The sequence below is a fragment of the Enterococcus sp. AAFC-DPL-5146 genome (assembly GCF_058216635.1).
The window spans coordinates 198,919-225,097 of record NZ_CM177103.1 but is presented as its reverse complement, the minus strand read 5'-3'; the positions used below and the strand labels follow the sequence as shown (position 1 = coordinate 225,097).

25 protein-coding genes and 2 other annotated features are annotated in these 26,179 nt (G+C 36.6%); of the genes, 3 read left to right on the top strand and 22 right to left on the bottom strand.

Annotated elements, in window-relative coordinates; translation table 11 throughout:
- Positions 1-225 precede the first annotated feature (225 nt).
- From mreD to rpsO, 4 genes are all read right to left on the bottom strand, one after another.
- The gene (gene mreD / locus AC4BB2_RS00940; RefSeq protein ID WP_490474652.1) at positions 226-735 is read right to left on the bottom strand and encodes a rod shape-determining protein MreD; all 510 of its coding nucleotides are present in this window, start codon (positions 733-735) and stop codon (positions 226-228) included.
- A 7-nt stretch (positions 736-742) separates the two neighbouring features.
- Positions 743-1,603 (bottom strand): rod shape-determining protein MreC, encoded by an 861-nt coding sequence (gene mreC / locus AC4BB2_RS00935; protein WP_490473601.1) that lies wholly within the window; start codon positions 1,601-1,603, stop codon positions 743-745.
- A 175-nt stretch (positions 1,604-1,778) separates the two neighbouring features.
- Positions 1,779-3,893: a polyribonucleotide nucleotidyltransferase gene (gene pnp / locus AC4BB2_RS00930; RefSeq protein ID WP_490473600.1), complete on the bottom strand. Its 2,115-nt coding sequence runs from the start codon at positions 3,891-3,893 to the stop codon at positions 1,779-1,781.
- 215 nt (positions 3,894-4,108) lie between these two features.
- The gene (rpsO, locus tag AC4BB2_RS00925) at positions 4,109-4,378 is read right to left on the bottom strand and encodes a 30S ribosomal protein S15 (protein ID WP_010770485.1); all 270 of its coding nucleotides are present in this window, start codon (positions 4,376-4,378) and stop codon (positions 4,109-4,111) included.
- Between the two features lie 281 nt (positions 4,379-4,659).
- Here rpsO and def point away from each other — a divergent pair, with 281 nt between their 5' ends.
- Positions 4,660-5,223: a peptide deformylase gene (def, locus tag AC4BB2_RS00920; protein WP_490473599.1), complete on the top strand. Its 564-nt coding sequence runs from the start codon at positions 4,660-4,662 to the stop codon at positions 5,221-5,223.
- Between the two features lie 66 nt (positions 5,224-5,289).
- On the opposite strand, the gene AC4BB2_RS00915 is transcribed toward def, so the two are convergent.
- The 3 genes from AC4BB2_RS00915 to AC4BB2_RS00905 form a co-directional block, all read right to left on the bottom strand.
- The gene (locus AC4BB2_RS00915) at positions 5,290-6,066 is read right to left on the bottom strand and encodes a Cof-type HAD-IIB family hydrolase (RefSeq protein ID WP_490473598.1); all 777 of its coding nucleotides are present in this window, start codon (positions 6,064-6,066) and stop codon (positions 5,290-5,292) included.
- 22 nt (positions 6,067-6,088) lie between these two features.
- Positions 6,089-6,736: a DNA alkylation repair protein gene (locus AC4BB2_RS00910; RefSeq protein ID WP_490473597.1), complete on the bottom strand. Its 648-nt coding sequence runs from the start codon at positions 6,734-6,736 to the stop codon at positions 6,089-6,091.
- A 101-nt stretch (positions 6,737-6,837) separates the two neighbouring features.
- Positions 6,838-7,635 (bottom strand): formate/nitrite transporter family protein, encoded by a 798-nt coding sequence (locus tag AC4BB2_RS00905; RefSeq protein WP_490473596.1) that lies wholly within the window; start codon positions 7,633-7,635, stop codon positions 6,838-6,840.
- 383 nt (positions 7,636-8,018) lie between these two features.
- On the opposite strand from AC4BB2_RS00905, the gene rpsD reads away from it, so the two are divergent.
- The gene (rpsD, locus tag AC4BB2_RS00900) at positions 8,019-8,630 is read left to right on the top strand and encodes a 30S ribosomal protein S4 (RefSeq protein ID WP_490473595.1); all 612 of its coding nucleotides are present in this window, start codon (positions 8,019-8,021) and stop codon (positions 8,628-8,630) included.
- Between the two features lie 130 nt (positions 8,631-8,760).
- Here rpsD and AC4BB2_RS00895 read toward each other — a convergent pair whose 3' ends face one another.
- From AC4BB2_RS00895 to AC4BB2_RS00830, 14 genes are all read right to left on the bottom strand, one after another.
- The gene (locus AC4BB2_RS00895) at positions 8,761-9,432 is read right to left on the bottom strand and encodes an ABC transporter ATP-binding protein (RefSeq protein ID WP_490473594.1); all 672 of its coding nucleotides are present in this window, start codon (positions 9,430-9,432) and stop codon (positions 8,761-8,763) included.
- A gap of 15 nt (positions 9,433-9,447) precedes the next feature.
- Positions 9,448-10,533, bottom strand: coding sequence for an ABC transporter permease (locus AC4BB2_RS00890; protein ID WP_490473593.1), 1,086 nt, complete (start codon positions 10,531-10,533; stop codon positions 9,448-9,450).
- A 303-nt stretch (positions 10,534-10,836) separates the two neighbouring features.
- On the bottom strand, positions 10,837-11,295 hold the full coding sequence (locus AC4BB2_RS00885) for a GNAT family N-acetyltransferase (protein ID WP_490473592.1): 459 nt from the start codon (positions 11,293-11,295) through the stop codon (positions 10,837-10,839).
- Positions 11,296-11,692: 397 nt separating this feature from the next.
- Complete coding sequence (locus tag AC4BB2_RS00880; protein ID WP_490473591.1) at positions 11,693-12,316, bottom strand: DUF1054 domain-containing protein; 624 nt, start codon at positions 12,314-12,316, stop codon at positions 11,693-11,695.
- Between the two features lie 20 nt (positions 12,317-12,336).
- Entirely contained in the window at positions 12,337-12,918 is a 582-nt protein-coding gene (locus AC4BB2_RS00875; RefSeq protein WP_490473590.1) for a GNAT family N-acetyltransferase, read from the bottom strand.
- Positions 12,919-13,000: 82 nt separating this feature from the next.
- Positions 13,001-13,768: a tryptophan synthase subunit alpha gene (gene trpA / locus AC4BB2_RS00870; protein ID WP_490473589.1), complete on the bottom strand. Its 768-nt coding sequence runs from the start codon at positions 13,766-13,768 to the stop codon at positions 13,001-13,003.
- The gene (gene trpB, locus AC4BB2_RS00865) at positions 13,765-14,958 is read right to left on the bottom strand and encodes a tryptophan synthase subunit beta (protein WP_490473588.1); all 1,194 of its coding nucleotides are present in this window, start codon (positions 14,956-14,958) and stop codon (positions 13,765-13,767) included. The genes trpA and trpB overlap by 4 nt, the downstream gene beginning before the upstream one ends.
- Positions 14,951-15,544 carry a phosphoribosylanthranilate isomerase gene (locus tag AC4BB2_RS00860; protein ID WP_490473587.1) on the bottom strand — a complete coding sequence of 198 codons (594 nt, stop codon included), beginning with the start codon at positions 15,542-15,544 and terminating at the stop codon, positions 14,951-14,953. Before AC4BB2_RS00860 ends, trpB begins: the two co-directional genes overlap by 8 nt.
- Complete coding sequence (trpC, locus tag AC4BB2_RS00855) at positions 15,541-16,299, bottom strand: indole-3-glycerol phosphate synthase TrpC (protein WP_490473586.1); 759 nt, start codon at positions 16,297-16,299, stop codon at positions 15,541-15,543. The genes AC4BB2_RS00860 and trpC overlap by 4 nt, the downstream gene beginning before the upstream one ends.
- Positions 16,300-17,313 carry an anthranilate phosphoribosyltransferase gene (gene trpD, locus AC4BB2_RS00850; RefSeq protein ID WP_490473585.1) on the bottom strand — a complete coding sequence of 338 codons (1,014 nt, stop codon included), beginning with the start codon at positions 17,311-17,313 and terminating at the stop codon, positions 16,300-16,302.
- Positions 17,297-17,890 (bottom strand): anthranilate synthase component II, encoded by a 594-nt coding sequence (locus AC4BB2_RS00845; protein ID WP_490473584.1) that lies wholly within the window; start codon positions 17,888-17,890, stop codon positions 17,297-17,299. The genes trpD and AC4BB2_RS00845 overlap by 17 nt, the downstream gene beginning before the upstream one ends.
- A complete protein-coding gene (trpE, locus tag AC4BB2_RS00840) occupies positions 17,887-19,251 on the bottom strand; it encodes an anthranilate synthase component I (protein WP_490473583.1) in 1,365 nt (454 codons plus the stop codon). The genes AC4BB2_RS00845 and trpE overlap by 4 nt, the downstream gene beginning before the upstream one ends.
- Before the next feature lie 333 nt (positions 19,252-19,584).
- Positions 19,585-19,812 (bottom strand) — a binding site (T-box leader).
- 67 nt (positions 19,813-19,879) lie between these two features.
- Positions 19,880-21,118, bottom strand: coding sequence for a peptidase T (gene pepT, locus AC4BB2_RS00835; RefSeq protein WP_490473582.1), 1,239 nt, complete (start codon positions 21,116-21,118; stop codon positions 19,880-19,882).
- Positions 21,119-21,141: 23 nt separating this feature from the next.
- On the bottom strand, positions 21,142-22,788 hold the full coding sequence (locus AC4BB2_RS00830) for a peptide ABC transporter substrate-binding protein (RefSeq protein WP_490473581.1): 1,647 nt from the start codon (positions 22,786-22,788) through the stop codon (positions 21,142-21,144).
- A gap of 534 nt (positions 22,789-23,322) precedes the next feature.
- Positions 23,323-23,557: a binding site (T-box leader), on the bottom strand.
- A gap of 303 nt (positions 23,558-23,860) precedes the next feature.
- Between AC4BB2_RS00830 and AC4BB2_RS00825 the strand changes: the two genes are divergently transcribed.
- Positions 23,861-25,117, top strand: a complete 1,257-nt coding sequence (locus tag AC4BB2_RS00825; protein ID WP_490473580.1) for a MucBP domain-containing protein — start codon at positions 23,861-23,863, stop codon at positions 25,115-25,117.
- 103 nt (positions 25,118-25,220) lie between these two features.
- Here AC4BB2_RS00825 and fitD read toward each other — a convergent pair whose 3' ends face one another.
- Positions 25,221-26,174, bottom strand: coding sequence for an iron chelate ABC transporter substrate-binding protein FitD (gene fitD, locus AC4BB2_RS00820; RefSeq protein WP_490473579.1), 954 nt, complete (start codon positions 26,172-26,174; stop codon positions 25,221-25,223).
- Positions 26,175-26,179 lie beyond the last annotated feature (5 nt).

Sequence of the window (26,179 nt, the reverse complement as noted above, 5' to 3'; positions counted from 1 at the left end):
ATTCCTCCGAGATTCACTTTAAATCATTTATAATTTGAGTATTGTTTCGGTCTTATGTAATTCGACAACGTGATAATTGTACCACAGCAGTATGACATACAGATAAACAGGACATTACAAAATTGTTTCATGAAACCAAATAAAATAACAGGTCGTTTTTAATTATTGGTTGTTAAAAAAACACAATTATATACTTCTCATATACGTTTAAACTGTAAAAAAAGACTATTCATTAGCGAATAATCTTTTTAATGGATAAGAAAAAATAACGAATATAAGCATATTAAAGAGCAATGTTGGCCCTAAAACCTTCGTGATAAATAATAAGGGCGCCACATTTGATAGATGAAAAATAATTTGCAAACTCACTGCAATCAATTCATAAGTAGTCACAAAAATAATCATTCCAAAAAATGCAGTCAACAGATTAGTATGAACTACTCGTTGGAATCGATACATCATCATAACCGTTGCTGCTAAAGCAACAGTGTAAATTCCAATAATTCCAATATAATAAGTATCGTAAACAAACCCCAAAACTAAAGCCGTAATCAACAAATAGCGTTTGGATAAGTTTGGTACAGCCATCAAGAATGCCAACAACATAAAATGGGCATTCGCAAAATAGACATTATCTGTTAAATCTCTTGCCGCTTGAGTCATTTGACCATCGACTAGCATCAATAAAAAGAAAACTACCGGCGCATAGTATTTAACATTTTCTTTTCGTATTATATGCATCTTACTCCCCCGCTCCAGCTAATCGCTTGATAATTGTCACAACGGGAATGTTATACATTTCGGCATAAGGTTTCACATAAACTTCTCGATCTAATCCATAGCTGTCTGGTTTTACTTTTTGAACCACACCCACCGGCAGATTTGCTGGTGAATTTTGACCTAAGCCTGAAGTTTGAACAATATCGCCTTCTTTGATATCCATATCTCCTACTAGCTGGCTGACGATTAATGTATTTTCTTTATCATCATAACTTTTTAGCAAGCCATAAGAATCGCCTTTTTCTGAATTGATCTGTACAGGAAAATGATTCGAATTTTGATTTTTAGAAGTCAATAATTCCACTTTTGATGATGTGGCGCTCACTTCTATCACACGTCCAATCAACCCTTTTTGAGCCAAGACTGCCATATTAGGCTCAATGCCATCATTTGATCCACGATCAACCACTAGTAACTCTTGCCACATATCCGGAGAACGAGTGATAACAGTTGCGGTCACTTTTTCATAATTTCCTAATGTCTGGTTTAGTGTTAATTCTTTTTTCAAGGCTTCATTTTCTTTTTTCAAATTATCATTTTGAATGGATAGTTCGCCGTAACCATCAATTCTTTCTTTTAAGCGTTCATTTTCATCATACGTTTTAAAAAGTGTACCAATTGATGAAATACTGTTGCCAATGGCCTTCGCTGGAAAAGAAATTACTTTGTCCACAAATCCTACACTGTCATTGACCGCTGATTGACCTAAATTTGCTTTACCGCTAGTTGCTCTTTTAGCTGCGGTTAAGCTGATAATGGTAACAACAATAATAACTATGATTAGCGTGATAATTATATTCTTATTTGGATTAAATTTTTTCACATTGACACCCCGAATAATCTTTAGACTGATAGCAATAATTTTACCACTAATTCCAAACAAACAAAAGAGCTGTGGTGCGTCTTTACCTATTTTTATTAAATAAAGTTATTTTCACAAAAAAACAGAGCAGGCTGAATGCCTTACTCTGCTTTACTTACATCTATGATTTGATTGTTTATTTTTCTTTGTTTTCTTCAGTTAATAACGCTTTACGTGAAACGTTGACACGACCTTGTTTGTCGATTTCAGTCACTTTTACAAGAACTTCGTCACCAAGTTTTACAACATCTTCAACATTATTTACACGTTCATTGGCTAATTGAGAAATATGAACTAAGCCATCTTTCCCTTTAATCAAGTTAACAAACGCACCAAATTTTTCGATACGAACGACTTTACCAAGGTAAACTTGTCCAACTTCTACTTCTTTTGTCAATTCTTCAATGATCTTGATGGCTTTTTTAATCATGTCTGCATCAGCAGAGGCAATACTTACATTACCGTCTTGATCGATATCGATCTTCACACCAGTTTCATCGATGATGCCATTGATTGTTTCTCCGCCTTTACCGATAACATCTTTGATTTTGGCTGGAGCGATTTGGATCATTTCAATCTTCGGTGCATATTTGCTTAACTCTGAATGCGGCTCAGCAATTGTTGATGTCAATTCAGCAAGGATTTCCATACGGGCTTTTTTCGCTTGAGTTAATGCTTCTGTTAAGATTTGTTCAGTGATTCCTTGGATTTTGATATCCATTTGTAAAGCTGTAATTCCGTCTTTTGTTCCAGCAACTTTAAAGTCCATGTCTCCTAAGTGGTCTTCTAAACCTTGGATATCTGTTAAAATTGTATAGTTTTCGCCATCACTAACAAGCCCCATAGCAATTCCGGCAACAGGTGCTTTGATTGGCACACCAGCATCCATCAATGCCAAGATCCCTGCACAAATACTTGCTTGAGAAGAAGAACCATTAGATTCTAAAACTTCTGATACTACACGGATCATGTAAGGGAAGTCTGCTTCACTTGGAATAACTTGCGCCATTGCACGCTCGCCTAAGGCACCATGACCAATTTCACGACGACCAGGAGATCCAGCACGACCTGTTGAACCAACAGAGAATTGCGGGAAATTGTAATGGTGAATGAAACGTTTGCTATCTTCTACCCCTAAACCATCAATGATTTGGTGTTCGCCAAGCGGTGCCAAGGTTACAACAGATAAGGCTTGTGTTTGCCCACGAGTGAATAACCCAGAACCGTGAACACGAGGTAAAATGCCAATTTCTGAAGCTAATGGACGAATTTCATCTAATTTACGACCGTCAGGACGGATTTTATCAATTGTAATCAATTCACGAACCACGTCTTTTTCTAGATCTTCAGCGATTTGTTTTACTTCTTTTGCTACTTGGTCTTCCTCTTCATGACCAGCAAATTTTTCAGCATACGCTTCTTTTACTTGATCTTTGATGGCATCGATATTTACTTCACGAGCTAATTTTTCTTCGGTCATAACAGCTTCTTTCATTGAAGCGTAATAAGCAGCGAAGATTTCTTTTTTCAAATCAGCATCTACTTGTAATAATTTGATTTCCATTTTTTCTTTACCGACAGCGGCAACGATTTCTTCTTGGAAAGCAACTAGTTCTTTGATGGCATCAAAACCGAAAAGTAATGCACCTAGCATATCTTCTTCTGATACTTCTTTAGCGCCACTTTCAACCATGTTGATCGCTTTTTTCGTTCCAGCAACCGTTAATTCGATATCTGTTTTTTCAGATTGTTCAACGGTTGGATTAAGGACATATTCACCATCTACACGGCCAACATCAACACCTGCAATTGGTCCGTCAAAAGGAATATCTGAAATCGCTAATGCAAGAGATGAACCGAACATTGCTGCCATTTCTGGTGTGCAATCTTGTTCTACACTCATTACTGTATTAGTAATTTGCACTTCATTACGGAATCCTTCAGCAAACATTGGACGAATTGGACGGTCGATTAAACGAGCAGTTAACGTTGCACGTTCACTTGGACGTCCTTCGCGTTTAATGAATCCACCTGGAATTTTACCTACAGCATACATTTTTTCTTCATAGTTGACTGTTAATGGAAAGAAATCAAAATCTCTTGCATCTTTTGAAGCAACTGCTGCACTTAAAACGACAGTGTCACCATAGCGAACTAATACCGCACCATTTGCTTGTTTGGCTAACTGGCCAATTTCAACTTGTAAGGGACGTCCGCCCCAAGTTGTTTTAAAAACTTTTTTTTCTGTCATCTAATTGTTTTCTCCTTTTGTTCTTCGGAAAAGTTAGACTGCTACTAAACAAATGAAAAGATTCAAAAGAATTGAGTCCTTTTATTTGGTTAGTAGATTCATTCAAACTTTCCAAAGATGATTATTTTTTGGGTCGTTTAAGGTTACCAACCTTTTTCACTTTTAAATAAGCTAAAAAGCGAGGTTCATTAAGAATCTCGCTTTTCCTTTTTTGATTAACGACGTAATCCTAAACGTTCGATCAATACGCGGTAACGTTGGATGTCAGTCTTACGTAAGTAAGCTAACAAGTTACGACGGTGACCAATTTTTTTCATTAGTCCACGGTAAGAATGGTGATCTTTTTTGTGAACGCGAGCGTGTTCGTTTAAGTGATTGATATCAGCAGTTAATACAGCAATTTGTACTTCTGGTGAACCAGTATCTCCTTCATGACGAGCGTATTCGCTAATGATTTCGTTTTTCTTTTCTTTTGACATTGCCATGTTTTTCACCTCTTCTTTAATAGTCATCTTCTTACTGAGTAATGCGTTGGTGATTCGCACAACCAAGTAAAAGACGGTATGATTCCATACAGTTATACTTTACAGGATTTTTTTTGAAAATGCAAGACAAAGCTGGCCCTCTCTCTTTTTTTCGAACAATTTATCCCCATTTCGAATGGTTTTATGATAAACTGTATAGGCGAATAAATAGATCAATGAGATGATCTCATTTCTTACTGAAATCAATTAGACTTTTAAATACTTAAAGGAGGAACTATCCCATGATTACCATGGATAATATTATCCGTGAAGGAAACCCAACACTTAGAGAAGTAGCAAAAGAAGTGTCTGTGCCGCTCTCTGCCGAAGATATCAAATTAGGCAAAGAAATGATGGAGTTCTTGAAAAATAGTCAAGATCCTGTCACAGCAGAAGAATTAAAATTGCGCGGGGGTGTGGGTTTAGCTGCACCGCAATTAGATATTTCTAAACGAATCATAGCAGTTCACGTACCAAGTGGTGATTTAGAGAACCCTGAACCGGTATTGAGTGCCGTAATGTATAATCCTAAAATCTTAAGTCATTCCGTACAAGATGCTTGTCTTGGCGAAGGTGAAGGATGTTTATCAGTTGACCGTGAAGTACCAGGTTATGTGGTTCGTCATAATAAAATTACTCTTTCTTATGTTGACGCATTCGGTGAAAAACAAAAAATCCGCTTGAAAAATTATGAAGCAATCGTCGTTCAACATGAAATCGATCATTTAAATGGGGTAATGTTTTATGATCATATCAATCAAAAGAACCCATTTGCTTTAAAAGATGGCGTATTGGTGATTGAATAATTTCGAATGAAAATAAAGAAGAGATAAAACAACTATAGTTGTTTTATCTCTTCTTTTTGTCTTTATCTAAATTGCTCTTAATTCTTTCAAGGCTTTCCAAATACCATCATTATCATTGGTATCTGTTACTATTTTTGCTTCTTTTTGAACATGAGGTAATGCATTCCCCATCGCAATACCAATGCCTGCTTCCCGCAGCATTTCACGATCGTTTTCGCCATCGCCAAATGTAATGATATTTTCCCGCTCAATTCCCACACGGTCTGCTAAATTAAGTAAGGTCGCTGCCTTAGATCCATTTCTCGGTACGATATCCACACTTTCAGAATGCCAGCGGATAAAACGGAATTTGGAAAATTCATGTTCAAACATACCTTCAACAGATTTATCATAAAACGCCAATGCCTGATACACATCATTTTCTTTTTGAAAGTCCAAGTCATATTCCGGTGCTTCAAAATCAATAGAGCCCATTGCTTCAACCATTTGTTCACGGCGATGGTGATTATTTTTCTTCACATCATCTAAGCCGACATAAGCAAGTCCAATTTCTCTTTTTTCTACTTCTGATGCAAAACGATGTAACTCATCTTGATCTAATAGATTCTGATAGTACTGCTCATGATCTAAAAATGCAGCTGCGCCATTACAAAGAACATAATTGGAAAATCCTAAGTCTAAGATAATATCCTGAGCCATAAAACGGCTGCGGCCTGTGGCAATCGTTACAAGGTGTCCTTGTTTTCGCAACATTCGTAGTGCTTCTCGTGTACTTTCTAACGGTTGTCTGTCCGTCCCTAGCAATGTTCCATCAATATCAAATGCAAAAAGTTTTCTTTTCATAGCGTAATAATCCGCTCGCTTTCTATTGTTTTGGCAAATATTTGCTGCCTTCTCTAACGGCTAATGAGCTTAAATCCGTTGTCTCCATCAATGTTTTGACCCATAACGGATCCGTTTTACTATATTGACGCAAGGACCAACCAATCGCTTTTTGAATAAAGAACTCATCTGTAGTTTTATCATAAATAATGGCTTTTTTCAATAACTCAGTGTTTGTTTTTTCTTTATATAATAGTTGCAGATTGATTGCAATTCGTCTATGCCAAAAATCTTGTTCACCAAAAAAAGTTTCAAATAGCTGCGGCATTTCATCAAAATGATCGAATCCCCAAAGACCAAAAAACTTACGCCAAGAATCCACACTATCCCACCAAGCTTTTTCTATCACAAAAGGTTTGAACTGTAACACTTCTTCAAAAGAGAGACGCTTAACGTTAACTGTAGCTAAATCAATCGCCACATATTGATATTCTCGCTCAGGCTTATTATAGTAAAAAACGACTAAATCAAACAAGTCAGAAAATGGCATTTTTTTACTATATTTTAAAAGCTCTTTTTCTATCGAAGCTCGTTCTGGTGCAGGAACACCTGCAAAAGGAAATAAATTTTTCATATATGCTGCCATTTGTTCTGCTTTTTCTTTTTTCTTTGGAAAAACTATTTCATCCATCCCTCTGCTCCTTTTTTCTTCTTTCCTCTATCTTACTTCAAATAGCTCTAGACAGCAAAAAAAGCTGAAACGAAATTCGCCCGTCCCAGCCTCTAATTTATTTAATCCAAATAGGTCGTATCTGCATTATTCAACCATGCATACCCTAAACCTATCACTAAGCCACCACCGATAAAGTTACCGATTAAAGCAAAGAATAGATTGTGTGCCACACTACCAACTGTCATTGCCGCCATTGTTCCTTGAGAAGCAAAATACGCTAAACTAAATGCAGGGAAGTTGGCGATAACGTGTTCGTAACCCAAAAAGGCAAAGATAAAGATGATAAAAACAATCGCTGCAACTTTACCAGCATCATCTTTCATACGCATACTTACCAACACAGCTGTATTTACCACGATATTGGCAAATATTCCTTCTACTAAAATCTGTGTCGTCGTTTTATTTAATTTGCCAGCAATTGACGTGAAAAAGAAACTGTCTGATGCTAAATCTTGATAAGGAACTGTCAATGAAATCAAGTAACCAAAAAGAACACCACCGACTAAGTTAAAGAAAATACAGGCAATTAAAATTTTCGCCGCAAATGATAAATTGATTTTTTTACGGTAAACGCCTACGGTCATGTATAACATATTCGACGTTCCTAACTCAGCGTTCATATAAAGGATCATAACTAGCGACCAGCTAAACATAAATGCATAAAGTATTTTACCTAAGCCATGTACCATATCTTCACCTTTCATAGCAATCGCAAAAGCTACCGCTGTTCCTAATGTCAAAAACATACACGCAAGAATAGCACGAAAGGCATAACGCATAAAACTACTTTGGAATAAGTTCATCTTTTTACTAATTGATTTGTCGATCTGCTCAAATAATGGCGATACTGGTTTCATTTTGTTTCTCCTTTTCAATTTGTTTTCATATTTTTGTTTTCAAAAAACATCCTTTACCATTCTAAAGACCAGCAAGTGTTTTGTCTAGTGCTTTTTCATGAAAATTAGTACTTTATTTCATTTAATAAACGAAATAAATTGCTTATTCTCTTAAAAAAGCTTGAGTTATCTACTATTCTACGGTATACTGAACTTCGTGTAAAATAATGCAGCAGAAAAATAATAGGCTCGTCAACAATTCATTGCCTTGATTGCTTAGGCTTTCAGGTTCAACTGCGTAACCACGGCTGCAAAGGCGAAGGTTGAAGAATGAACTGAACGAATATGAATTTTTCAGAAGATTATTTTACTCCAAAAAAATTATTTTATTGGAGGAATTTTTAATGTCACGTTATACAGGACCATCATGGAAAATCTCTCGTCGTCTAGGTATCTCTCTATCAGGAACTGGTAAAGAACTAGCACGTCGCCCATACAAACCAGGACAACACGGACCAAACAGCCGTGGTAAAGTTTCTGAGTACGGTATGCAATTAACTGAAAAACAAAAATTACGTCATATGTACGGTATGAACGAACGTCAATTCGTTAACTTGTTTATTAAAGCAAGCAAGATTAAAGAAGGTAAACACGGTGTTAACTTCATGATCTTACTAGAACAACGTTTAGATAACGTCGTTTACCGTTTAGGCCTTGCAACTACTCGTCGTCAAGCACGTCAATTAGTTAACCACGGTCACGTTACAGTAGATGGCAAACGCGTAGATATCCCTTCATACCACGTTGAAGTTGGTCAAGTGATTTCTGTTCGTGAAAAATCTCAAAACGTAGTAACAATTAAAGAAGCTGTTGAAGCAACTGTTGGACGTCCAGCATTCGTAAGCTTTGACACTGAAAAATTAGAAGGAAGCTTCACTCGTTTACCAGAACGTGATGAGTTATATGCTGACATCGACGAAGCTCTTGTCGTTGAATACTACAACCAAAAACTTTAAGATTCGATTGGAAGAACAGCCTCACAGCTTTCAGCCATATCAATCTACTTTGGAAACCTTGTTCTTACGAACAAGGTTTTTTTGTGTAAAAAAACAAAGGTGTTAGTCATACACACCTTTGTCTCTAGTATCATTCTTGCTTCTCTAATATACCGTCTCTCATAACAAATACTTCATCACAAAAATCAATTAGTCTCTGATCATGAGTTACCATGATTGTAGCTTTATTTTTTTCTTTTGTTTCTCTAGCCAATATTTTTACAACTTCAAATGCCCTATCTGAATCTAAGCTTGCTGTTGGTTCATCTGCCAAAATGATGGAGGGATCATTATACAAGGCTCGGGCAATCGCTACTCGCTGACGTTCTCCTCCAGAAATTTCATCTGGATATTTTCTCTTTAATTTTTCAATGCCTAGCTCTGTTAATAACTTATTGACTTTATCCACATCTGTCTTTTCTTTTTTCACTTTATCCACCAAAAGTAACTGCTTTTCCACAGTCAGAAATGGAACTAGATTTGATGCTTGTAGAATAAAACCAATCTCAGAAAAACGGATCTTGGCTCGTGTTTTTTCATTTTCTTTGCTAAATGCTTCATTGTTTATTTTAACTTCACCCTTAGTCGGCGTTTGTAAGCCACCAGCAAGGGTTAAAAAGGTACTTTTCCCCGAACCACTGGGGCCGATCACTGCAACAAATTGCCCTTTTTCCACAGAAAAATTTGTAGGTTTCAATGCTTCAATTGTTGTATCTCCATCTAAAAACTGTTTATCCACAGATAAAAATTCGATAGCTTTCAATTTAAACGCTCCTCTCTATCCAATCGCCTTCAGCGGATCAATTTTCACAATTGTTCGAACTGAGAATAATGCACCTAAAACTGCAATAATCAGCATTAGTCCGCCAATTGATAAGAAAAACAACCAATTACTTTGAAATGGAACGGCTGTTGGCAGTACTAAAGATGTCCCTACAGTTCCAAGTAAACCAATAGTTATCCCCAAGAATGCCAAGACAAACGTTTGGACAATTACAGATACAGCAATGTAAAAGCCAGAAATCCCTTGTGCCTTCATGATTCCAAAAATTGTTGCTTTTTGCATAGTTAAGACGTAGATAAAAATTCCTATAACAATTGCTGCAATCACGATCAGAAAACCAATCATAAACCCAAATGTCAGTACTTGGGCACTATATCCTGGTAATTCATTGATGAATTTACTGATACTGTAACTAGTCAGTCCATCCTTTTTTAGGTGAATATTTTTTAACGATCCATCTTTTGTGCGGAAAACAATCGCATTCACTCGCGCATTTTCTGAGGTATCTGATTTTTCAAAACGAATTTGTTGAAAAGCATCTGTGGATACATACAATACTGGCGCGACATTAAATTTGGCATTGTCTGTAAAACCTACAACTTTGAGCTTCTTAACACTGCCGGCTAGTTTTATTGTATCTCCGAGTTTGACGTCATTTTCTTTTTTTAAACTATTATCCACAACTGTTTCATTTTCATTCTTAAATGCTCTCCCTTCCACGAGATTCGGCATTAAGAATTCTTCTTTATTGATCCCAAAAAAGCTGGCATTGATTTTTTCAGCATTCTTTTTGTCTAATTGGATCACAGCCGGCATTTGCCCTAATGATGCTTTTTCTTTTGCTTCAACTTCATCCTTTGATTTAACTGGAATCATTGACATATTGATATTAGTATTGGATTCATCAGATAAGACAATACCATCGGCCTGCCACTTATCCACAGCCGTTCGATTATCTTCCGCTAATCCATACGCTAAACCTGTTAAAAAAAAGACTAAATATGAAATCAAAAACATTACACTGATAATCAACGCATAACGTAACTTTGAGCGGACTATTTCATTCCAAGCTAAAAACATAGTTCTCTCCCTCCTTATCGTTTGATAAGTTTTGTAAAAAGTATAGCAAACTTTTAAGATAGCAACAAAATATCTGCTTTTTTTAGTTCTATAAACATTCGTCTATTTATTCTGATATACTAACAGAAAATAAAAAAGGAATTTATTTATGAAGAAAAAACAAGCGACATTTTATACCACCATGCAACTTAATATAATTGTCCTGTTTGCACTTTTTTGAGAACAGTTGTTTTGACTCCTCTAGAAATCGTTGGAATTGCAACGGGACCAACCTATCATGAATCTGATTCTTTCCAGCAAATTTTATCTTATCTTTCGAACCATTGTAATATCTGTTTCGATATAACCCATCTTTTTGTATAGTCCATACGCCGCTTTATTATGAGCAAATACATGTAATCCAATTTCTTCAAATTCTTTCTCAATAGCCCAATTCTCTATTAATGTTAATGTTTTTTTCCCATACCCCTTCCCCCTCAGATTACTATCAATCATGAAATCATAAATAAAGACCTTTTTATCTGTTACGTTTACCCAAATCATTCCTATAGAGTCATCAGTTTCAGGAGTAAATACTGAAAACAAGTAATTATTTTTTGTGTTTAATCCCTCTGGAAGCAACTTACTAAAGCTTTTTTTTGCTAACTCTAGTGCTTCTATTTCTTTCCATGTACCTGCTTTCACTTTATCTTCTGCATACTCTGGAATGGTAATTTCTAAATATTTGTCAAACTCATTTTTACTCATTTGTTCTAATTTCATTTAAATCCCCTTCTTTCTAATCCTTTTTGGAAATTATAACATGATAAACGAAGAGGCTGAGACATAACTCTACGAGTCATACCTCAGCCTCAAGGAATCCGAATAAACGGTGGGAGCAGAAGCAACTACTACGCTTTGCTTCAATCACATCAAATTCTAAGTGCTAAAGCACTAAGATTTGAAGGCTTCGGAAATAAGCTGAAATTCACAAAAATTCGAAAAGTAATTTTCGTGAGTTCCCTCTTATTTCTCGGAGTTAAACACTTCTGTCCCAACTTCCTATACAGAACCGTTCAATGCAGTTATTTTTTTGTTGTTTTTAAGCCTATCCACAATCAATTTTTTATTTACTCGTTCACAGCAACTTATTTATCAAGCTCTTTTAACTAGCATTTTTTTAATCTGCCAATTGCAACTCAATCGCCAATTGGTATAACGGTACTAACTCCTCATACGTTTTCAACATATACTCACGGGCTTTTACTGGATCGTTCAATAAATCATCCGTCTTCCTAATAATCCGCCCAATCTGAAACTCACCTTTTTTCACATCACGAAAACGAATTAAATGTTTTTCCAAGTCCGCTTCATTCAATCGTTCTATTTCAGGTTGCGTATGATCAATCGACAGATAGAAATCATCATCTAGCTGATCAAATAATACTTGATTATCTAAAAAAGCTTGTGCAATTTCTTTTTCCTTTTTAGGATTATCGATTAGGGATAACCACATGAATAGGTAATCTGGCCAAATGCCTAATTGGAAATGAGCTTCCATTTTATAGCCGCGCTTTTTCTGACTTAATGCAGACCAAGTATTTTCCGGTGGATAAACGGTTCTACGGCGATGCTGAGCAATATGGACAAAAAATTCTTTCTCAAGTTTTTCTCCTAATTGTTCAGCAAAATAATCATCTAACGCTTGAAATTTTGGCTGGATCGTTGAACGAATCCCTTCCATTCTTGGATCTAATCCTTCTATTGTAAATATATCAAAATCTTTTTCAGTAAACATCAACATGTATTCATGTCTCCTCTAAGTTATTCTATCGTTTGATTATGCAATTGCTGCCATTCCTCTAAAGTGATACCGCACATGATATCTGTAACGACTTTTCCTTTCCACATACGGGCATTTGGAACCTTTCCTTCTACTTTCATACCGATTTTTTCCATCACACGACCAGATTTAGGGTTGTCTATATCATGTATCGCAAAAATCCGTATCAATTGAAGTTCTTCAAAACCAAGACGAAGCAATTCATTAGCTGCTTCTGGAACATAACCTTGCCCCCAAAATGATTTGTTTAAAGAATAGCCAATCTCAGCAATATTGTGCTGATCTACCACGCGTAAATCAATCGTCCCAATGAACTTACCTGTTGTCTTCAATTCGATTCCATATTTTCCAAGAGGATCCGATATAAAATAGTTTGCAATACTTTCTTTGGTATCCTTCAACGATTGATGGATTGGAAAAACATAAGTAACCGTTTCTTCATCAGAAGCATATTCGTTCATATCATTAGCATCACTTAACGTTACAGGACGCAGCTTTAAGCGTTCTGTTTCTAAAGATTGATTCTCAGCAAAAATCAACTTTCGATTGATCACCATTTCCATAATCTCACCTGCTTTTTATACTACTTTACAGAAAGAATGACTCAGAGGCAAGGGGAACAATAAAAAATTTAGAAATCTAAAATTAGTTACCAACGGCTTCTTCGATAAAAGTTTTGACTTCTTCTTTTTTCCCTTCACTTAGTAAGTGAACGATTTTACTGCCAACAATCACGCCTGCACAACTTTTTCTAAAACGTTCCACATGCTCTTTAGAAGAAACACCAAACCCTGCCAAAACTGGTTTATCGCTAACTTCTTGAATATAAGCTAAATGTTCATCTAATGTCTCTTGATAATTCCGCCCAGTTCCAGTCACTCCATTGACTGCTACCGCATAGATAAATCCATCTCCAGCTTTCACTAATTCTAGTATTCGCTCTTTTGGTGTAGTTAAAGCAATCAACGGAATCAACGAAATGTCAGTATTTTTTAATAACGGTGTTAATAACTCCTGGTGTTCATAAGGTAAGTCTGGAATGATTAAACCTAACACGTTCGTTTCAGCCAAGTCTTGAATAAATTCATCCAAACCATAGGTAAAAACTGGATTGAAATACGTCATCATCACTAGCGGTATTGCGGTTTTGATTTGTTTTAACTGCTGGGTTATTTTTCGCAAGGTCACGCCATTACTTAGCGCTCGTAATCCTGCCGCTTGGATCACAGGTCCATCTGCAACTGGATCAGAAAATGGAATTCCTAATTCGATTGTACTAGCCCCAGCATCTGTTAGCAACTGAATTTCTTCTGCCAATTGATCCAATCCTTGCGCACCTGCCATGATGTACGGAACGAAAATCGTTTCGTTTGCTTGTTGTTTTTCCGTCAGTTGTTTCGTTAATGATTTCATCGGTTATCCTCCTGCTGAAATAATTCTTTGATTTGCTGGACATCTTTATCACCTCGGCCTGAAAGACAAACGATGATTTGTTTATCTTCTCCAAGCTCTTTTGCCACTTTCAGAGCGTGACTAACCGCATGCGAACTTTCTAAAGCAGGAATAATTCCTTCTGTTTGGCATAAAATTTTGAATGCCTCTAAGGCCTCTTGATCGGTCACTGATTCATAGCTTGCTCTTTGGGTTTCATTTAAATGACAATGTTCTGGTCCAAGTCCAGGATAGTCTAAGCCAGCTGAAATGGAGAAAGCTTCTAGAATTTGCCCATCATCATCTTGTAACAGCTTCATCATCGCGCCATGAAGGACACCTGTCTTCCCTTTGTTGATGGAAGCTGCATGAGATGCTGTATCTAACCCCAGTCCTGCCGCCTCAACACCGATTAAGGCTACATCATCATTAATAAATGGATAAAAAATTCCCATTGCATTACTACCACCGCCTACACAAGCAACAACTGCGTCTGGCAGTTTATTTTCTACCTCTAAAAACTGGCGTCTGGCTTCAATTCCAATAATACTTTGATAATCACGAACGATTTCAGGAAATGGATGCGGTCCTAAAACAGAACCCATCACGTAATGGGTATCTTCTACATTGGCAACCCAAAAACGCAAAGCTTCGTTTACTGCGTCTTTTAGTGTTTCACTTCCAGAGGTAACACTTTCGACTTTTGCACCTAATAATTCCATTCGAAAAACGTTCAAAGACTGACGAGCTACATCGACAGCTCCCATGAAAATCGTACATTCCATTCCAAATAAAGCAGCTACCGTAGCTGTGGCTACACCATGTTGTCCAGCGCCTGTTTCTGCGACGACTTTTTTCTTGCCCATTTTTTTCGCTAATAAGATTTGACCGATTGTGTTATTGATTTTGTGGGCACCTGTGTGATTGAGGTCTTCTCTTTTAAGATAAATTTTAGCGCCTCCTGCGTGATTAGTTAAACGCTCGGCAAAATATAACGGATTCTCCCGTCCAACATATTGCTTCAAATAATAGTTAAATTCTTCTTGAAACTCTTTATCTGTTTTGGATTCTTCGTAAACTTCTTCTAATTCTTTCACCGCATACATCAATGTTTCTGGAACAAATTGCCCGCCATAATTTCCGTAAAATCCATTATTCGGTTGATTATACATCTAATTCCTCCTTAGCTTTTTTTAGAAAAGCTCTGATTTTTTGTAAATCTTTTTCTCCATTTGTTTCAACCCCGCTGGAAACATCAACAGCGTAAGGATTGAATATTTTCTTTGCCTCTAGAACATTTTCAACAGTCAATCCGCCGGCAATAATGATTTTTTTATCTTTCAACTGGCTTAAATCCAACTTCTCCCAATCAAATACTTCCCCATTTCCACCTGCAAATTGTTTAGGTGGTGCATCAAAGAGGACGTACTCTGCAGTTGTTTGTTGAGGGGCGGTCCCATCCACTGATAGTGCTCGAATCAAGGGAACAGAATAGCTTTCTGAAACCAATTCGCCATGAATTTGTACTTTATCTAAATCGGCTTGTTGAATGATTGCTTCAACAGTTGAGGGGCTGGGTGAGACGAATACACCGATTTTTCCCACTCTTTTTGGGACATCCTTAGTAATCTCTTTGACCTTTTCTGGCGATAGTTGACGCTTGCTTTTTGCGAAAACAAACCCAAGATAATCAGCTCCATGAAAGACAGCAGCATCGACTTGTTCTTTTGTTTTTAATCCACAGATTTTGACTTTCATCGCAGCACCTGCAATTCTTTGACCTTTTCTTTAGGATCACTTTGGCGCATTAAACCTTCGCCTACTAATATTGCTTGGTAATAGTCTTTCACAAGTCCCACTTGTTCTTTATCAGAAAAACCAGATTCACTGATATATACTGCATCTGTTGTTTGTTTTTCTCCTAGCTCTTGGCTAACGGCTATGGATACATTAAAGGTTTTTAAGTTACGATTGTTTACGCCAATCAACTTCGCCGATAAAGCTTCAGCTATTTTTAATTCTTGTTCATCATGTATTTCTACTAAAACTTCTAAACCTAATGACGTTGCTTTCTCGTAAAGTTCTGACAGCTTGTTCTGAGAAAGAGCTGCAACAATTAAAAGAATGATGGTAGCTCCTGCATTACGTGCCCAAATGAGTTGTTTTTCATCAATAATAAAGTCTTTACATAAAACTGGAACTGCCACTTCTTCACTAACTTGTCGTAAATCTTCAATTGAACCTTTAAAAAAGACTTCGTCTGTTAAAACTGAGATTGCTGTAACACCAGCTTTTTCATAAGCTTGAGCTTGTTCAATTATATTAACGGCTAAATTGATCGCCCCTTTAGAAGGCGAAGCTCGTTTGACTTCTCCGATAATATGCATTTTTTCAGGGTGTGCTTTAACTTGTTGATAGAAAGAAATAGTTTGACGAAGCGGCTTCAATTCCTCCACCGACATTAACGCCACTTCTTTTTTCTTTTCATTAATTATTTTTTCTAAAAAATCCATCTATGCTACCTCCTTTTGAATTCGGATCAGTTGTTGTAATTTATCAAAAGCTCCACCGCTTGCAACGCACTCTCTGGCTAAAATAATTCCTTCTTGAATAGTTGCGACTTTGCCATTACTGAAAAACCCCAACCCTGCATTCAATAAAACTGTATCTAGATAAGGGCTAGCTTGATTTTTTAAAATAGAAAGTAAAATGTCTGTATTTTGTTTCGCGTCTCCTCCACGAATTGCCACTAATGGTAAACGATGAAAACCAACCTCCTCTGGTTCAATCGTATGCATAGAGATTTGTCCATTCTCCAGCAATGCGTAATGGGTTGTTCCTGCAAGTGTCGCTTCATCTAAACCACCTGCGCCGTTCACTACCACGGCTCTTTTACGTCCCAGTTCACCTAAGGTTTTTGCCGTTTCTTCCAATAAATCACGACGATAAGTACCCATTAATTGCGACTCTAACAACACAGGATTCGTTAATGGTCCGATTAAATTTAAAATCGTTGGGGTCCCTAGTTCTTTTCTAACCTTCATAACATATTTCATCTTGGGATGCATGTGGGGGGCAAATAGAAAAGCCAAACCGATTTCATTAAGAATCGTACTGATTTTTTCTGGTGACAAAGCAATATTTACCCCTAAACATTCAAAAATATCTGCACTGCCTGACTTACTGGAAATACTCCGATTACCGTGCTTGGCAACTGTCACACCTCCTGCTGCTAAAACAAAGGCTGCTGTTGTACTGATATTAAAACTACCTGACTGATCTCCCCCAGTACCGCAATTATCCATAACATTTTCTTTTTGACAATCGATCATTACAGCTTTTTGCTGAATCGTTTCAGCAATTCCTGCCATTTCTTCAGCTGTTTCTCCTTTGCATTTCAAAGCTGTCAAAAACGCAGCGATCTGGCTATCTGTCATTTGACCTTCAAAAATTTTCTCTGCGATTTGTTGCGCTTCTATACGTGTTAAATGTTCGCGGCTGTATACTTTTTCAAATAATTTTTCCATTGTGGTATTCCTCCATTAGTTGAATAAAATTCTGGATCACCATTGCACCATCTGGCGTGCCAATCGATTCAGGATGAAATTGAAGACCGAAAAGTGGATGGGTTCGATGCTCGATTGCCATAATTTCCTGATCGTCATCAGCGACGGCTGTAATCATAAAGTCTTTTGACAGACTTTGTTGTTCGATTACCAGTGAGTGATACCGCATTACAGCGATTTTTTTAGTTATTCCATAAAAGAGTTTATTGGTTTTATTAATGCTAATCTCAGATTGCTTACCGTGGCGAATTTTTTTTGCTAAAACTACTTCAGCTCCGAAGGTTTCTCCAATCGTTTGATGCCCTAAACAAATTCCTAATATGGGTTTTTGTTGATAGAATTGTTGAATGACTTCTCTAACATGCCCTGTTTCTTTTGGCGTACCGGGTCCTGGCGAAAGAACGATTCCCTGTGCCTTTTTCGCTAGTTTAAATACATCAGGATTATCGTTTCGCGTAATGACCACTTCTTGTTCCAATCCAATTAATTGCGCCAAATTATGAGTAAATGAATCATAATTATCAATCAGCAAAATCATTGTCCCACCTCCAAAAGTGCTTTAGCTTTTTGGAGCGTTTCTTCGTATTCTTTTGCAGGATCAGAATCATAAACGATTCCTGCACCTGCTTGTACATATGCTTTATTTTTATGAATCACCATTGTTCGAATCGCGATGGCAAAATCAGCTTGATCATTTTTTGATAAATAACCGACTGCTCCTGCATAGATATTTCGTTTAACTGGCTCAATTTCATAAATCCGCTGCATTGCTCGGATTTTTGGTGCACCGCTAACCGTGCCCGCTGGTAACGTAGCTTTTAAAGCATCCATTGCGGATAATCCTTTTTTTAATTTACCAGTTACAACGGAAACCAAATGCATAACGAATCGATATTTTTCTACGGTCATATAAACAGGAACCTTCACAGAATTGATTTCACTAACTTTGCCTATATCATTTCTACCAAGATCAATCAACATTAAATGTTCTGCTCGCTCTTTTTCATCAGTGAGGAGTTCTTGTTCTAAAATAGCATCCTGTTCTGGTGTTTGCCCACGTTTTCGTGTACCTGCGATTGGATTCGTTGTTACAATTTGGTTTTTCACACTGACTAGACTTTCTGGAGAAGAACCCACAACATACGTTTCTCCAAAATCTAAAAAGTATAGATACGTTGAAGGGTTGGTCACACGTAATCTTCGGTAATAATCAAATGGTTCTTCTTTGAAATCAGCACTTAAACGTTGTGAGGGTACCATTTGAAACATATCGCCTTGTTGGATGTACTCTTTTATTTTGCTAACTACTTGTTGGAAATTTGATTTGTTGAAATTGCTTTGGTAATGTAATTTTTTTAAGTTAATCTCTTTTTGTTCTTCTTGGTTTGGTGTTTGGAGTTCTTTTATTTTTTGATCTATCGCTTCTTGTAATTGTTTTTCTCCACGTTTTGAGTAAGTGTCAGCTTCAACTAAATGAATTTTTTCGCCAACATGATCAAAAATCAAATAAGAATCGAAAAGATAAAAATGGATATCCGGAACATTTAACTCATCGAACGGCAACTGACCTAAATCTTCGTAACAAGCAATTACGTCATAACCAACATAACCGATTGCTCCACCTTGAAAAGGGAGTTCTTTTACTGGTTTTTCTTTTTTCAATACGTATTTTTCGATTTCTTTTAATGGATCTTCCACAGTATCTGTTTGTCCATCGATTGTTAGTTGATGACCCAAACAAGTAATTTCGGAAACTGCATCCCAAGCAATAATCGAATAACGTCCTTTGCTTTTATCTCTTGGAATGCTTTCTAAGAGACATTTGTTTGTGCCTTGGATTCTTAAAAATGCGGATACAGCAGTTAGATAATCTGCTTGAATTTCTTTGATTCGTTGCATCTGATTTCCTCTTTTCTATTTTTGATGAGACAGCAAAAAGCCCTCACAAAACAGACATTTATCTGTTTTGTGAGGGCGAATAATTGTATCCACGGTACCACCTCGATGAAAAGATATTTTCTTTTTAGATAAACTTGAGATTTCTTGTTTAGGATACTTCTAGATATCCTATACCGTTATATTTATACCTTAACTATAGATACTATTGGAATTTTGGTCATTCCTAGTAAGGTAACTTCGCTCCCTTTAGGCGCCAAGTATTGTTCATCATTGAATCACTTTGTTTTTCACGATTCACAATAAAAGCCCTCAAACCACGCATGAAATCTGTGGTTTGAGGGCGAAATATTCACGGTGCCACCTCAAGTTTGAAAGAAATTCTTTCCTCTTGTCAGTCGTCTATCAACGACCTTACTCTGTAACGGGAGTTCCCGAAAATGCCTACTAAGATTCAACATTTTGCTCGAAAGTCCATTCACAACCCATCCCTTACTGATTCGCAGTACCATCAGCTCTCTGAAAAGTTCCAGTGTTGTTACTCCTCTTTCTCAAAGCTTTACTATTGCTGATAATCATATTAGAAAACTCTAATGTTGTCAACTATTTTATATATATAAATTTAAAATGCTTATCTATTCGTTGATTTCATCGCATTTTCTTTAATGATTTCGACAATCGTTTTCGCCGCTATCTCCATGGCTTCCACTGTAATAAATTCGTATTGTCCATGGAAATTTTCACCGCCTGTAAATAAGTTAGGTGTTGGGATACCCATAAATGAAATTTTCGACCCATCTGTTCCTCCTCGGAAAGGTTGGATAACTGGCTTGATCCCAAGATTCCCCATCGCTTTAACCGCAAGCTCTACAGGCGTCATATCTTTTTCTATCACTTCTTTCATGTTGTAATACTGATCCAAAAAGTCAATCGTAAGTCGTTCTTTGTCGAATGAAGTATTTAATTCATGAACAAGTTCAAGAAGGTGTTGTTTTCTTTTATGAAAAAGTTCCTTGTCATGATCTCGAATAATATAGGTCAATTCAGCATGATCCAGACTCCCTATGAATTTTGTCAGTAAATAAAAGCCTTCATAACCACGAGTTTTTTCTGGAACTTCCTCTTTCGGTAACAAAGCATCTAGTTTTTCACCTAGTTTAATCGCATTAACCATAGTTCCGTAGGCTGTTCCCGGATGAACGCTGGTTCCTTCGATTGTGATTACAGCTTGAGCTGCATTAAACGTTTCGTATTCAAAGCAACCAACTCTGCCACTATCAACAGTATAAGCAAATGCCGCTGGAAAATTCGCCGCATCAAAACTGTCTGCGCCACGCCCGATTTCTTCGTCTGGTCCAAAAGCTACTAACACTTTTCCATGAGGAATTTCAGGATGCGCTACTAGATAGTCCACTGCCTCTAAAATTTCCACAATCCCAGCTTTGTCGTCTGCTCCCAATAAAGTTGTCCCGTCTGTTGTGATCAATGTCTGACCCACATAGTCTTTTAAATTAGGAAACTCTTGTGTCTCCATAATAATTCCTAGCTTTTCGTTCAAAACAACATCTTGACCATCATATTTTGGAAAAATGTTTGGCTGAATATTCTCTGCATTATAATCTGCTGTATCTAAATGAGCGATAAAACCAATCGTTGGTATCTCCTCATTTGTTGTCGCAGGTAAGACAGCCGTCAAGAAGCTATTTTCTTCGTTGTAATGAATGTCAGAAAGTCCGATTTCAGCTAATTCTTTTTCAATAACTCGTGCCAATTCAACTTGTCCTTGTGTTGTAGGAATCGTTTGACTAGCTGCGTCAGAGCGAGTATTGACTTTAACGTAATGTATAAATCGTTCTAATAGTCGGGTCATTGTTTACCTCCTAAATTCAAATACTACTCTTCTAAAAAGGCTGTTCTCAGATTGAAGTAGTCACCGTACAAGTGATAGCTAATTCCTTTGATTTTTGGATTAATCAAATAATTAGAGGCACTTTGATAAAGAGGAACTTGTGCCGCATCTTGGTCTAGTAAAATAGCTTCTGCTTCTTTGTAGTCATCAAATTGTTTTTTTGGATTATTCGCATTAATTGTGCGCGCATCCGTAATCAGTGTATCATACACATCATTTTTATATGAACCATAGTTATACGCAGAGTCTCCAGCATATAAGTTGAAATAAGAATCCAAGTCACTACTTCCAGCAATCCATCCAGATAATGAAAGTTCATAGTCTTTATCTTTACGTGTTTGTAATAGATTATTTCTTGGTTGCGCATTGATCGTGATTTCTAAACCTTTTAACTTTTCTTGTAGTTGACTTTGCACATATTCAGAGATTTTTTTCCCATTGTCATCATCAGATACTAAAAGTGATAGTTTGATTTTATCGCCTAGATCCTGTTTGGCTTTTTCCCACTCCGCTTGTGCTTTTTTCACATCGTAGACTAAATGATCGCCACTGAATTTTCTAAAGTCTTCAGAGGTTTCAGGATTTTTATACAAATTACTTGGAATCAAACCATTTAATGGTTTTGAACCATCATTTAAAACACTCTTTGTCAAAGCATCTTTATCGATTGATTGAGCGATTGCTTTTCGTAAATGACTATTAGCAAGAGCTGTTCCTTCTTTTTTGTTGAAATCCAAATAATTGTTTGCTACATCTGAATGCGTTACGTAACCCGCATCGTCGCTGTATTGTTGAACATATTGACCGCTGATTCGAGTCAAATCCAATTCATTTGATTGGTACAAATTGATCCCTGTATTTTCCTCTTTGATTGTATTGACTTTGATTTCTTCAAGATTTACTTTATCTGCATCATAGTATTCAGGGTTTTGCTTTAATGTCCATGTGTCAGATGAAGCATCCCAATCCGTTAAAATAAATGGTCCGCTGTAAATCAAATGGTCACTATCTGCCGCATACTCTTTTCCTTGTTTCTCAACATAAGCCTGATTTTGCGGTGCTAACCAACCGATTGAAACAACCGCTAAAAATGATGGTTGCGCCTGTTCTAATGTGACTTCAAATTCTTTATCACTTGGTGCTGAAAGACCAATTTCATCAACAGACTTTTCACCATTACGGATTGCTTTGCTGTTTTTCACGTTGTCTAGCAAATAAGCATTTGGACCGATTGTTGCAGGTGTTACTAGTTTTTTCCATGAATAAAGAAAATCTTGTGCGGTGATTGGTTCACCATTACTCCATTTTATGCCATCTTTCAGTGTAAATTTATAGATTAAACCATCTTCACTAATATCAACATTTTTCGCTAAACCTGGAATTGGTGTACTATCATCTTCAAAACGAAACAACCCTTCAAAAAGATGTTGGACGATCGTAAAAGTATTTTTGTCCATGGTTTGAGTTGTATCTAATGTTGAAAGTGGTGCTGGTGAGCTGATCTTGATTTTTTGACTTGTTGCAATTCCCAACTCTTCAGTTTTCGCTAGTTCTTTTTCTTCATTGCCTCCACACGCTGTTAGTATTAATCCCGTTAATACTGCACCGACTACGAATAATTTTTTCTTCATTTTATTTCTCCCTTCAGAATCTGTTTACATTAACTACTCCTACCTTATTTATGTGAATTTCGGAAAAGCTAGGTATAAAGTGAATTTTCTACTAGTGAACGCCTTGTATTGTTCATCATCTACTCTGGCAAAGCCAATCGTAACTTTTTAACTTTTTTCAACTTGTTGATGTCGTAGTTTGATGGTGATTCACTAGTATGGTAACTTCGCTCCCTTTGGTCGCCAAGTATTGTTCATCATCTACTCTGGCAAAGCCAGTCGTAACTTTTCAACTTTTTTCAACTTGTTGATGTCGTAGTTTGATGGTGATTCACTAGTATGGTAACTTCGCTCCCTTTGCACGCCTTGTATTGTTCATCATCTACTCTGGCAAAGCCAATCGTAACTTCTCAACTTTTTTCAACTTGTTGATGTCGTAGTTTGATGGTGATTCACTAGTATGGTAACTTCGCTCCCTTTGGTCGCCAAGTATTGTTCATCATCTACTCTGGCAAAGCCAATCGTAGTGATTCACAACAAAAAGCCCTCATCCTATAAAAGGACGAGAGCTTTGAACTTTCGCGGTACCACCTTTAATTGACTTAAAACTAAGTCCACTCTTTCAGCACAAACATACTGAGGCGCTATAACAGGCGCACCTGAATTGATCTTAACGTGTTCGATCAATTTGTTCAAAGGCCATTTTCTTTCTCATATTCACTGTCTTTTCCCACCAACCAAGACTCTCTTTAAGTTATCTGAAAAATACTTTTCTTATCTTCACATTTAATTTTAATAGATAATGTATTATATGGATTGTAGCATATAAAAATGATGTGAGTCAACACTCATTTTCCAATTGTATATTTGACTTATCTTTGCTAAAAAAACGCTCTACATCAACATGTAAACGTCATCTAAAACCTTGAATATTTGTTGTTATAAACAAACATCTATCAAATAATATATTACTTTTTTCTCTATTTCTTACAAGATGAGCTCTTTTTTTGATAAAACAATTCGTTATATAACTGATATAATTTAATTGGTATTAAAATAATATTAGTATCTACAAATAGGAGGATAAGGTAAAATGAAAAAAAACAAAAAGATTGCTGGTTTAACATTGGTAACGTTACTAGCACCAACATTATTAAATGCTCACTTTGCATTTGCTGAAGGAACACAACCCGTTCCAGTAGAACAACAAGAGGTCGTTACTGAAAAAGAAGAACAACAACCTGAAGTTGAAAAAGAAGCAGATTCTGAGAAACAACCTGAAGCTAAACCGGAATTGCCGACAGAAGAAACAAAACCTGAAAGCAAACCAGAACAAGAATCACCAAAAGAAGAATCAAAAGAAACAGCAAAACCTGAAACGGAAAAAGAAGTAGACAAGAAAGAGTCGTCTAAGGGCAAAGAAACCAAAGCGAACACGACTGTAGTTATTACTCTTACAGATGCAACAATAGGAACAGTCGAAACCCTCTCTTATACTAGAGAAGCAGGTACAACTGATATTTTTGCGTTGCCTTTAGAGCCAGGTCGCTATGAATTCATTTCTAGTTCAGATCCACTGGTACTTCCTGTTGTAGATGAAACAGGCCAATTAGGAGTACAGATAACATTCCCAAGTTCCCCTTCTGGTGTTTATAACATCGATGTTACTGTCAAACTACTTGACGGTATTGTTGGTGGGAATGTCTACGTTAAGCACCTTGATGATTTAGGAAATGAATTAACTGATGCTCTAACTATTTTAGGTGGCTTTATTGGTGAAAAATATACAACTGAACCAAAAAACATTCCAGGTTATACATTGGTAGATACACCGCTTAACAACAATGGTACCTTCACAGATACTGATCAAACCGTTACTTATCGTTATGATCGTGTACAAACAACGGTTAGTGTTGTTTGTGCAGATGAAAATGGCGTTCCGTTAGGAGATGTTGTTTCTAGAGTTGGTAAATTTAACGATACATTCACAATTACCGTTCCTGAAATTTCTGGATATGAATATTTAGGTATGTCTCAATCAACTTATTCAAATGCTTCTACAACAGTTGACGGAACATACGGATTGGAAGACCAACACTTTGTTGCAAACTATAGAAAAATAGTTGATATTCCTACAGTTATGGAAGACCCGACAGCAAATATCCAAACCCAAACAATTGCAAATCCATTATCATCCCCTATTCCAGCAAGAAGCATTAAAAAAGACAATAAAACATTGCCTGAAACAGGTGAAGCTGAACTAAATTCTTCATTAGTCTCGATGGGTGTAATGTTAATTGCAGCTGTTTACTTCACTAAGAAAAAAAGAGCAGATGAGTTTAATTTATAATCATCTGATAATAATAAACTAAAAAAACGTTCTTCAAATTGGCCACCCAATCTGAGGAACGTTTTTATTAGTTGTAAAACGCAAAGAATATTCTCTCTACAGTTTATTTCAACGCTTTTTGCACATCTTCAATCATTAAGTGGGTAGATTCTAATCCGCCACCACTTAGGTACCAAACATCTGGCTGTAAAGCAATCACTTTATCAGTTTTACCGGCATTTGTTTGTTTGACTAACTCATTGTTTGCGACATTATCATTCGTATCATCTCCACCGATTGCTTTGGTGCGATCAACTACAAATAAAATATCTGGATTTTTTTCTAATACATATTCATAAGACACGCTTTGACCATGAGTTGATGCTTCAATAGCATCATCTGCTTGCTTGAAGCCAAATGTATCATGAACAATACCAAAACGAGAACCTGTTCCATATGCCGAAAGTTGACCTTCATTTACTAAAACAACTAACGCTTTTTCATTGCTTGCTTGTGCTTTTTCTTTAACATCTGAAATTTCTTTTTCTAAATCATCAATTTTCGTCTTAGCTTCGTCTTTTTTATCAAAAATTTCTGCTAATGTTTCGATATTTTTCTTTGTAGAATTCCAAGTATCTTTAGCATCTACTGCCAGATAAATCGTTGGTGCAATTTTACTTAATTTATCTTGGAAATCTTGTTGGCGTCCAGAAATAATAATCAAGTCTGGTTTCATTTGATTGATTTTTTCTAGATCTGGTTCTTTGATTCCACCAGCAGATTCTACCTTTTTGTAGCTATCTAAATATTTAGGTAGATTTTTCGTAGGAGCACCTATAACTGTATCACCAACACCTAAGGCATCCATTGTATCTAGGGAGCCATTATCAAAAACAACGACTTTTTTGGGATTTTTAGGGACTTCTACTGAACCATTTGAATCTTTTACTGTGATCGTTGTTACCTCTTTAGAACTTGATTCTTTGGACATCTCTTTTTTTCCACCATTACTACATGCGCCTAATGTAAGTAGGGCAATCATTGAAACTGCTGCAATTGCTAAAAATTTCTTCTTCATTATTA